This window comes from Microbacterium sp. ZW T5_56 (assembly GCF_044987425.1).
GTDB lineage: Bacteria > Actinomycetota > Actinomycetes > Actinomycetales > Microbacteriaceae > Microbacterium.
The window spans coordinates 284,648-292,639 of sequence record NZ_JBJDRI010000001.1 but is presented as its reverse complement, the minus strand read 5'-3'; the positions used below and the strand labels follow the sequence as shown (position 1 = coordinate 292,639).

General features: G+C 68.0%; 8 protein-coding genes and 1 rRNA gene. 2 read left to right on the top strand and 7 right to left on the bottom strand.

Annotated elements, in window-relative coordinates; all coding sequences use genetic code 11:
- The 6 genes from ACI3KU_RS01380 to ACI3KU_RS01355 form a co-directional block, all read right to left on the bottom strand.
- Positions 1–580 (bottom strand): 16S ribosomal RNA (locus tag ACI3KU_RS01380); the annotation flags it as partial.
- A 466-nt stretch (positions 581–1,046) separates the two neighbouring features.
- Positions 1,047–1,412 carry a hypothetical protein gene (locus ACI3KU_RS01375; RefSeq protein WP_404920483.1) on the bottom strand — a complete coding sequence of 122 codons (366 nt, stop codon included), beginning with the start codon at positions 1,410–1,412 and terminating at the stop codon, positions 1,047–1,049.
- A gap of 17 nt (positions 1,413–1,429) precedes the next feature.
- On the bottom strand, positions 1,430–2,239 hold the full coding sequence (locus ACI3KU_RS01370) for an SURF1 family protein (RefSeq protein WP_404920482.1): 810 nt from the start codon (positions 2,237–2,239) through the stop codon (positions 1,430–1,432).
- A gap of 22 nt (positions 2,240–2,261) precedes the next feature.
- Complete coding sequence (locus ACI3KU_RS01365; protein WP_404920496.1) at positions 2,262–3,380, bottom strand: GuaB3 family IMP dehydrogenase-related protein; 1,119 nt, start codon at positions 3,378–3,380, stop codon at positions 2,262–2,264.
- Between the two features lie 39 nt (positions 3,381–3,419).
- Positions 3,420–4,748, bottom strand: a complete 1,329-nt coding sequence (locus ACI3KU_RS01360; protein ID WP_404920481.1) for a hypothetical protein — start codon at positions 4,746–4,748, stop codon at positions 3,420–3,422.
- Positions 4,745–5,509 carry an ABC transporter ATP-binding protein gene (locus ACI3KU_RS01355; protein WP_404920480.1) on the bottom strand — a complete coding sequence of 255 codons (765 nt, stop codon included), beginning with the start codon at positions 5,507–5,509 and terminating at the stop codon, positions 4,745–4,747. The genes ACI3KU_RS01360 and ACI3KU_RS01355 overlap by 4 nt, the downstream gene beginning before the upstream one ends.
- A 124-nt stretch (positions 5,510–5,633) precedes the next feature.
- Between ACI3KU_RS01355 and ACI3KU_RS01350 the strand changes: the two genes are divergently transcribed.
- Together ACI3KU_RS01350 and ACI3KU_RS01345 are read left to right on the top strand one after the other, a co-directional pair.
- Positions 5,634–6,920 (top strand): histidine kinase, encoded by a 1,287-nt coding sequence (locus ACI3KU_RS01350; RefSeq protein ID WP_404920479.1) that lies wholly within the window; start codon positions 5,634–5,636, stop codon positions 6,918–6,920.
- Positions 6,901–7,548, top strand: coding sequence for a response regulator (locus tag ACI3KU_RS01345; RefSeq protein WP_404920478.1), 648 nt, complete (start codon positions 6,901–6,903; stop codon positions 7,546–7,548). The genes ACI3KU_RS01350 and ACI3KU_RS01345 overlap by 20 nt, the downstream gene beginning before the upstream one ends.
- Positions 7,549–7,674: 126 nt before the next feature.
- On the opposite strand, the gene ACI3KU_RS01340 is transcribed toward ACI3KU_RS01345, so the two are convergent.
- A complete protein-coding gene (locus tag ACI3KU_RS01340) occupies positions 7,675–7,953 on the bottom strand; it encodes a DUF2277 domain-containing protein (protein WP_404920477.1) in 279 nt (92 codons plus the stop codon).
- Positions 7,954–7,992: the final 39 nt, after the last annotated feature.

Below are 7,992 nucleotides of genomic sequence, written 5' to 3'. Positions count from 1 at the left end.
AGCAGACGCGACAAACCGCCTACGAGCTCTTTACGCCCAATAATTCCGGATAACGCTTGCGCCCTACGTATTACCGCGGCTGCTGGCACGTAGTTAGCCGGCGCTTTTTCTGCAGGTACCGTCACTTTCGCTTCTTCCCTGCTAAAAGAGGTTTACAACCCGAAGGCCGTCATCCCTCACGCGGCGTTGCTGCATCAGGCTTTCGCCCATTGTGCAATATTCCCCACTGCTGCCTCCCGTAGGAGTCTGGGCCGTGTCTCAGTCCCAGTGTGGCCGGTCACCCTCTCAGGCCGGCTACCCGTCGACGCCTTGGTGAGCCATTACCTCACCAACAAGCTGATAGGCCGCGAGCCCATCCCAGACCGAAAAATCTTTCCAGACAACGACGATGCCGTCTTATCTCATATCCGGTATTAGACGCCGTTTCCAGCGCTTATCCCAGAGTCCGGGGCAGGTTGCTCACGTGTTACTCACCCGTTCGCCACTGATCCACAGAGCAAGCTCTGCTTCACCGTTCGACTTGCATGTGTTAAGCACGCCGCCAGCGTTCATCCTGAGCCAGGATCAAACTCTCCGTGAAAAACAGCTGCAACACCCCCACCGGAATAGGCAGAAAGCGCTGCGAGTTTGAAACTGACCAAAAACAGAATGTCAAAACTGACTTCCATAAATTGATCCAAAGGAATCTCACCCACCCCAAAAAGGGGTGGCGAGGTTATTTGGCATTTGACAAGTGCACGCTGTTGAGTTCTCAAGGATCGGATACTCCCACCACCCACCCTCACGGGCTTCGCTGCGGGGCAACTTCTCTAACCTAGACCACAAACCACACCGCGTCAAACCGACACGCCACGACCCGAGATCCAGGCAACCACCACCACAACACCACGACAGAAACTGTCCAGATCTTGTGAAGGAGGCTTGTCCACCAACATGAGGGGAGCCGGACCCGAAGGCCCTCCGCTCTACCCTGTGGGGCGAACAAGAACTAAGTTACGCGGAACGGAACAACCCGGCAAATCGAGGCATCCGACGGGCGTGTCGGGCTAGTCGCCGACCTCGGTGCCCGTCGCGTCCTTCAGAGTCACCCGGTACGACTCCCAGTTGTCCACGTTGCTTGTCTCCGCCAGGACGTGCACTGTCGCGCCGCTGGCCGAGGTCACCGTGCAGGACATGGTCCCCAGCAGATCCGCGGGCTTCACATCCCAGTCGCCACAGTTGGCGCTCCACTTCTCGGTGCTCCCCGTCACGGTGACGTACGCATCCGCGACGCTCTTCTCGAAGACAGCGCGGCTGATGTCCGCCGGCTCACCGCCCCCACCGCCCACCACGGGCGGTTCCGGTGCACACGCCGCCAGCAGAGCTGCCAGGAACAGAACGGGGAGAAGCCTTCGACTGTTGCGCGTCTTCATGTTCTCCTCCAGCGTGCTCACCCCGCGGCGTTCGCCTCTTCGATGGCTTCGACTTCCTTCTCCCACGCGTCCTTACCGAGGCGGTACCAGAGGTAGAAGGCGAAGCAGGCGAAGACGACCCACTCGGCCGCGTAGAACAGGTTGAGCCAGTTGATCGGCGACGAGATCTCGGGCGCCGGCGACACGATGGGCTCCAGGTTGCCGAAGGGCTCGGCCGACGTCAGGTACTGACGGTAGACATCGATGCCGTCCGCGTCGTGCCAGAGGTTCAGCAGCGCAGCGGTCGACATCCGGCTCATCTCCGTGATGGCCTGACTGCGGGAAGGTGCCATGGCGCCTTCGTCGGAGATGAGTCGACCACTCACCTGGACGTTCTGCGGCGGCGCGGCGTTCAGGGCGGCGGCCGCGGCATCCGCCACCGCGCGGTCGGGGGTGAAGCCGACGGCGACGGCGAGAGAGGTGGGCGCGCTCGCATCAGCGATACGGAACTGCCCGGCTACCCAGTAGCCGGCCTCGCCGGAGTCGTAACGACCGGAGACCACGAAGAAGTCATCAGCGACGAACGAGCCCGCGATCGACACCCGCTGTCCCACGAGGGGCTCCGGCAGGTAGTCGCCCGGCTTCACCACATCGGTGATGGGCTCCACCTGTTCGGTGACCCCCTCGGGAAGCGGGTCCGTGTCGATCGCGCGAGACAGCTGCCACTGCCCGAGCCAGGCGAAGACGCCGGCCACCACGAGGCAGAGCGCGAGCATGCCGAGCCAGCGTGCGCGCAGCAGTACCTCCCGCAGCGTGGGCGGGAAGATCGTCACGGGGGTGTCGGACACGGAGACCTGCGCTACGGGCGGCTCAACCGGCGGCGTACGGGGCGACAACGACCTCGACCCGCTGGAACTCCTTGAGGTCGGAGTATCCGGTGGTGGCCATCGACTTCTTCAGGGCACCGATGAGGTTGGCTGTTCCGTCGGACACCGACGAGGGGCCGTAGAGGATCTCCTGCAGCGGTGCCACCTGACCGATCGAGGCACGACGGCCGCGCGGCAGCTGCGGATGGTGCGACTCGGGCCCCCAGTGGAACCCCTGCCCCGGCGCCTCCTCGGCACGAGCGAGAGCGACGCCGAGCATGACGGCATCCGCACCCATCGCGAGCGCCTTCACGATCTCACCGGACGTGCCAACGCCGCCATCGGCGATCACGTGCACGTATCGTCCGCCCGACTCATCGAGGTAGTCGCGGCGCGCTGCCGCGACGTCGGAGATGGCCGTGGCCATCGGTGCGTGGATGCCGAGCGTCGCGCGCGTGGTGCTGGTGGCACCGCCGCCGAAGCCGACGAGCACACCCGCCGCCCCCGTGCGCATGAGGTGCAGCGCGGGAGTGTAGGTGGAGACGCCTCCGACGATCACGGGAACGTCGAGGTCGTTGATGAACTTCTTGAGGTTCAGCGGCTCGGCCACGCTCGAGACGTGCTCGGCAGAGACGGTCGTGCCGCGGATGACGAACAGGTCGACGCCCGCGCGGGCGACAGTGTCGTAGAACTCCTGCGTGCGCTGCGGGGTGAGGGAGCCGGCCACGGTGACTCCGGCGGCCCGGATCTGCGCGATGCGGTCGCGGATGAGCTCGGCCTTGATGGGCTCCGCGTACAGCTCCTGCATGCGACGCGTGGCGTCAGCATCGGGCAGGCCCGCGATCTCATCGAGGTGCGGCTGCGGGTCGTCGTAACGGGTCCACAGTCCCTCCAGGTCGAGCACGCCGAGACCGCCGAGCTGACCCAGCTGGATCGCGGTGTCCGGGCTCACCACGGAGTCCATCGGCGCCGCCATCACGGGGATGTCGAAGTGATAGGCGTCGATCGACCAGGCGGTCGACACGTCCTCGGGGTTGCGGGTGCGCCGGGAGGGCACCACAGCAATGTCGTCGAACGTGTAGGCACGGCGCGCGCGCTTGCCTCGGCCGATTTCGATCTCCATGGTCACCCGCTCAGCCTACCCGGGTCGCCTGGGAGCCGATCACTCCGCTGCCAACGCCGACATCACGCTGCCGCGGCGACCCGACAGCGCCGGGACGATGGTGGCCACCACGATCAGCACCAGCGCGGATGCACCGATCATCGCGATCGGACCGAACGCGATGCGGATGCCGGGGGCACCCACAGCGACAGCGATCAGCACGACCGAGAGCACGATCACGGCGACGGCGAGCAGCACCGAAGTGACCACCAGGATGACGGCTTCGCAGATCGCGACGCGCAGCAGGGTTCCCGGCGCAGCGCCGGCGGCGGTGAGCAGCGCGCGTTCCCGCTGGCGCGCGCTGCCGGTGGTGTAGACCGCCGCAGCCGCCCCGACGATCGCCACGAGCAGCGGTGCGCCGAAGAGGAGCACGAGCTGAGAGGTGTCGATCGAGAAGTCGCCCCACGAGTTCGACGGCGCGGCGGCGAGCGTCATTCCTGCCGCGTACAAGCCACCCACCAGAGCGATCGCGGCCATCACCGGCCCGATGGCGGCAGTGGACGCGCTCGCGCGGGCGGCGGCGCTGTGGCGAGCCAGGTACCAGGCGGTGAACCGGGCCGGAATGAGAGCGGTCCAGGTACGGAGCACGCCCGCATAGACGAGCGGCCCACCCACCGCGAGCGCGGCGGCGAACAGGGCGGGAAGCAGCGGAGCCAGGCCCGTGATGCTGCGGTGTCCGTCGCCTCGCATGCTGAGCGGCAGCGCGACGGTGCCGGCGATAGCGAGCGCGCAGACGACGGCGCGCACCCACCGTCCCCACCCGGAGGGCACGGGTTCGGGTTCCCGCAGGATGCGCACCGGCGAGGTGCGAGCTGCGCTGCGAGCGCCGCGAAGCCCCGCCAGCACGATCACGCCCGCGGTGACCCCGACGGCTCCGGCTGCGGACGACAGCTGGATGGCTGGCTGCGGAAGCCCCTCGCCGAGGGTCGACAAGCCGTAGTCGTACACCGGAGCGTAGATCGCCAGCCCGACGAGCCCGCCCACCACAGCACCGAAGAGCGCGGTCAGCAGAATCTGGGCGACGCTCACGAGGAAGATCTGCCCCGGCAGGATGCCCACGATCTGCCAGAGGGCGAGGGAGCGTCGACGCAGGTTCATCACCAGGACCGACGCGGAGCTCGCGACGATGAGCACCACGATCCCGGTGAAGATCAGGATGGTGCCGAACAGGCTCGAGAACAGCTGATCAGCACTCCCGTCGGCGGGGCGTGGCTGGGCGGCGAGCCCGAACGCGAAGGTGAGGGCCGTGCTGACGGCGGCGCTCACCGCCGCGAGGCCGAGCCATAGCCGGAATCCGCGGGCGAGATCGGCGACGATGAGCCGGATCATCGCAGTGCGCCGGCGGGGTGACCGTGAACGGCCGCGAAGATCTCGGCCGCAGTGGGGGTGCGGAGCTCGCCGTGGATCGCACCGTCGCGCAGCACGATCACGCGGTCCGCACGCGCGGCGGCTTCCAGATCGTGCGTGACGAGGACCACCGCACTGCCGGCGTGTGCTGCCTGGGTCAGCAGACCCAGCACCGCGGTACCGGTGGCACCGTCGAGGGCGCCGGTGGGTTCGTCGGCGAACACCACGCGCGGCCGCGCGGCAAGCACGCGTGCGATGGCGACGCGCTGCTGTTGACCGCCCGAGAGCTCGCCGGGACGGTGCGAGCCCCGGTCCTGGAGACCCACCGCCGCGAGCGCCGCCGTGACCTCTGCCGCGCGCACCCGCCGTCCGGACAGGCGCGCCGGCAGGGTTACGTTCTCCCGCGCTGACAGCGAGGGGATGAGGTTGAAGGACTGGAAGACGAACCCGACGCCGCTGCGGCGCAGCCGCGCGAGACGCCCTCGCAACAGCGTCGCGGGGTCCTCACCGAGGAGGAGCACCTGCCCGCGGCTCGGGGGTTCGAGGCCGGCGAGACAGTAGAGGAGTGTGGACTTCCCCGATCCGCTCGGGCCCACGATCGCGACGAATTCGCCCGGCTCCACGGTCATGCTGATCCCGGTGAGCACGACGGTCTCCGTACCGCCACGACGGGCGGGCGGATAGGACTTCACAAGATCACGGGCGGCGACGACGGGCGTCGGGGAGGGCACATCTGAGGACATTCCTCCACTTCATTGCCCGCGCCCCTCTGGCGACAGCGGGCGAGCTCGCCATCGACGGTAGAGCTGACTCCACTCTTTCCGCCTCGGCGGAGGGGAAACGTGGCGGCTTCCCTATCGTGGAGTGATGAGTGCAACCGTCTGGGACGAGGTGCGGCGACCGCCGCACCGATTCCTGTTCGGTGCCATGCCGTGGCGCTCGCTCGGTTATCTGGTGTTCAGCGTGGTGTGGGGGCTGTTCTGGCTTCTCGTCATGATCCCCACACTCCTTCTGATCCCGCTGTGGGCGCTCGTGGTCGGGACGATCGAGCGGCGACGGACGCGCTGGCTAGGCTTTGCAGCTCAGCCGTCTCCGCACGTGCGGGTTCCCCGCCCGGAGCGGCGGCACTGGCTCAATATCCGTCTCCTGGAGCCGGCGACCTGGCGCGAGGTCGGCGCACTGTTCTCGAATCTCGTCTTCGGCCTCCTCGCGCTCGTCCTGGTGGGTGCCGAGATCACCGTGCTGGTGCTGTGCGTCGCGTTCGTCTGGCTCTCCGTCAGTGAGAGCGGGCGAGTGGTGACGTTGTGGGGCGATGTGAGCTGGGCGCTCACCCCCGAGAGGACCCCGTTCCTGGTGATCGCGTTCCTCCTGATGCTGGTGGTCGGCGCATACGCTCATGCCGTGCTCGCCGGAGCGCAGGCATCGCTGCTGCGCCTGCTCTGCGCACCACGCGATGCCGAGCTGCAGTCACGCGTCGAGCAGCTGACGGCGGCCCGTGCCACGCTGGTGCGCGCGCTGGATGAGGAGCGACGGCGCATCGAGCGCGATCTGCACGACGGCGTACAGCAGGAGCTGGTGGCTCTGGGCGCGCGGCTGGCGATCATCGAGCTCGAGGCGGAGGCGGTCGTCGCGACGGGGACCACTGATCCCCTGCTGCGGGCTGTCGGTACAGCACGCAGCGCCGCGGACGCCGCCCTGGACTCTCTCCGCCGCACGGTGCGCGGCTTGCATCCGGCGGTGCTGAGTGATCGGGGGCTGACGGCAGCGTTGCAGGAGCTCGCCGGACGCGCGCCCGTACCGCTGCGCCTCGAGCTCGATGTGCCGCGCCTGCCAGCAGCCGCCGAGACAGCCGCGTACTACCTGGTGACGGAGGCGCTGAGCAATGCGGCAAAGCACTCCGGGGCTTCCCTGGTCTCGGCCGAGGCGCAGGTCGAACATGGGGAACTCGTGGTGACCGTTTCCGATGACGGCGGCGGCACGGTAGCGGAGGATCGCGGCACCGGAGTCGCGGGACTCCGCGAGCGCGCGGCGAGTCTGGGCGGTACCCTCACCGTGTCGACAACGACTGGCCGCCGATCGGGAGTGCTGCTGTCGATGCGCATTCCGGTCTCGGCGTACGAGGAAAGGGGCCACGGTGCGCATCCTGCTGGCTGAGGACTCCGCGCTGATGCGCGAGGCGCTGATCGCCCTGCTGGAGCGACTGGGGCATCAGATCGTCGGGCGTGCCGGCTCGGCACCGGAACTGCTCACCGCCTTCGCCGCGCTTGACCCTGCACCCGATCTGGTGATCACCGATGTGCGGATGCCCCCGGATCTCACCGATGACGGACTGCGCGCGGCGATCGAACTGCGCCGCACGGCCCCGGAGCAGCCGGTGCTTGTGCTGTCGCAGTACATCGCGGAGAGCTACGCCCAGGATCTGCTGACCCTGCCCGGCGGCGCGCTGGGCTATCTGCTCAAGGACCGGATCGCCCACGTGCGCGACTTCGAGCGCGCTCTCACCGGCATCGTCGCCGGAGGCACGGTGATCGATCCCGAGGTGGTGCGCACCCTCCTCGCCCGCTCGACGCCCGGGCCGCTGGAGGGCCTGACACCGAGGGAACACCAGGTGCTGGCGCTCATGGCCGATGGGCTGTCCAACTCGGATATCGCCGCCGCACTCGTGCTGTCGGACGCAGCCGTGAGCAAGCACGTCGGCAACATCTTCCTCAAGCTCGGGCTGTCCCCGGTGGACGAGAACCGACGGGTTCGCGCGGTGCTGACGTACCTCCAGGCGCGCTGACGCACGTTCGTCACGTCAGGCGGGATCTGGCGAACGTTCGGCAGGCGCTGACCGTCAGACGGTCGGCCCGTCACGCAGGATCTCGCGCAGCTCCTGCGGCGCTGGCGCGTCGGGCTGTTTCGTCCGTCAAGCGGTCTCGTACCGCCCCGACGCGACGGCGCGGGCGCGAGCCTTCGCCGCCTCCTCCTCGCGATTCTTCGGCGGCGCTGTGGTGACGAGATCGTCCAGCAGGTGCTGCGTGATGTGGGCGATCTCCGCCACGGCTCGGTCGAACGCCTCCTGGTTGGCGCGCGACGGCTTGGTGGTGCCGGCGATCTTGCGCACGTATTGCAGTGCGGCGGCGTGCACCTCGTCTGAGGAGGCGGCGGGCTCGAAGTTGTGGAGGGTGTGGATGTTACGGCACATGCCCGGCACGATACGCGCCGCCACCGACGGTGACCAGAG

Excerpts from the sequence above, each read along its gene's own strand:
- ACI3KU_RS01360 (WP_404920481.1), bottom strand. The coding sequence starts at position 4,748 with ATGATCCGGCTCATCGTCGCCGATCTCGCCCGCGGATTCCGGCTATGG.
- ACI3KU_RS01340 (WP_404920477.1), bottom strand. The coding sequence starts at position 7,953 with ATGTGCCGTAACATCCACACCCTCCACAACTTCGAGCCCGCCGCCTCC.
- ACI3KU_RS01375 (WP_404920483.1), bottom strand. The coding sequence starts at position 1,412 with ATGAAGACGCGCAACAGTCGAAGGCTTCTCCCCGTTCTGTTCCTGGCA.
- ACI3KU_RS01355 (WP_404920480.1), bottom strand. The coding sequence starts at position 5,509 with ATGTCCTCAGATGTGCCCTCCCCGACGCCCGTCGTCGCCGCCCGTGAT.
- ACI3KU_RS01350 (WP_404920479.1), top strand. The coding sequence starts at position 5,634 with ATGAGTGCAACCGTCTGGGACGAGGTGCGGCGACCGCCGCACCGATTC.
- ACI3KU_RS01365 (WP_404920496.1), bottom strand. The coding sequence starts at position 3,380 with ATGGAGATCGAAATCGGCCGAGGCAAGCGCGCGCGCCGTGCCTACACG.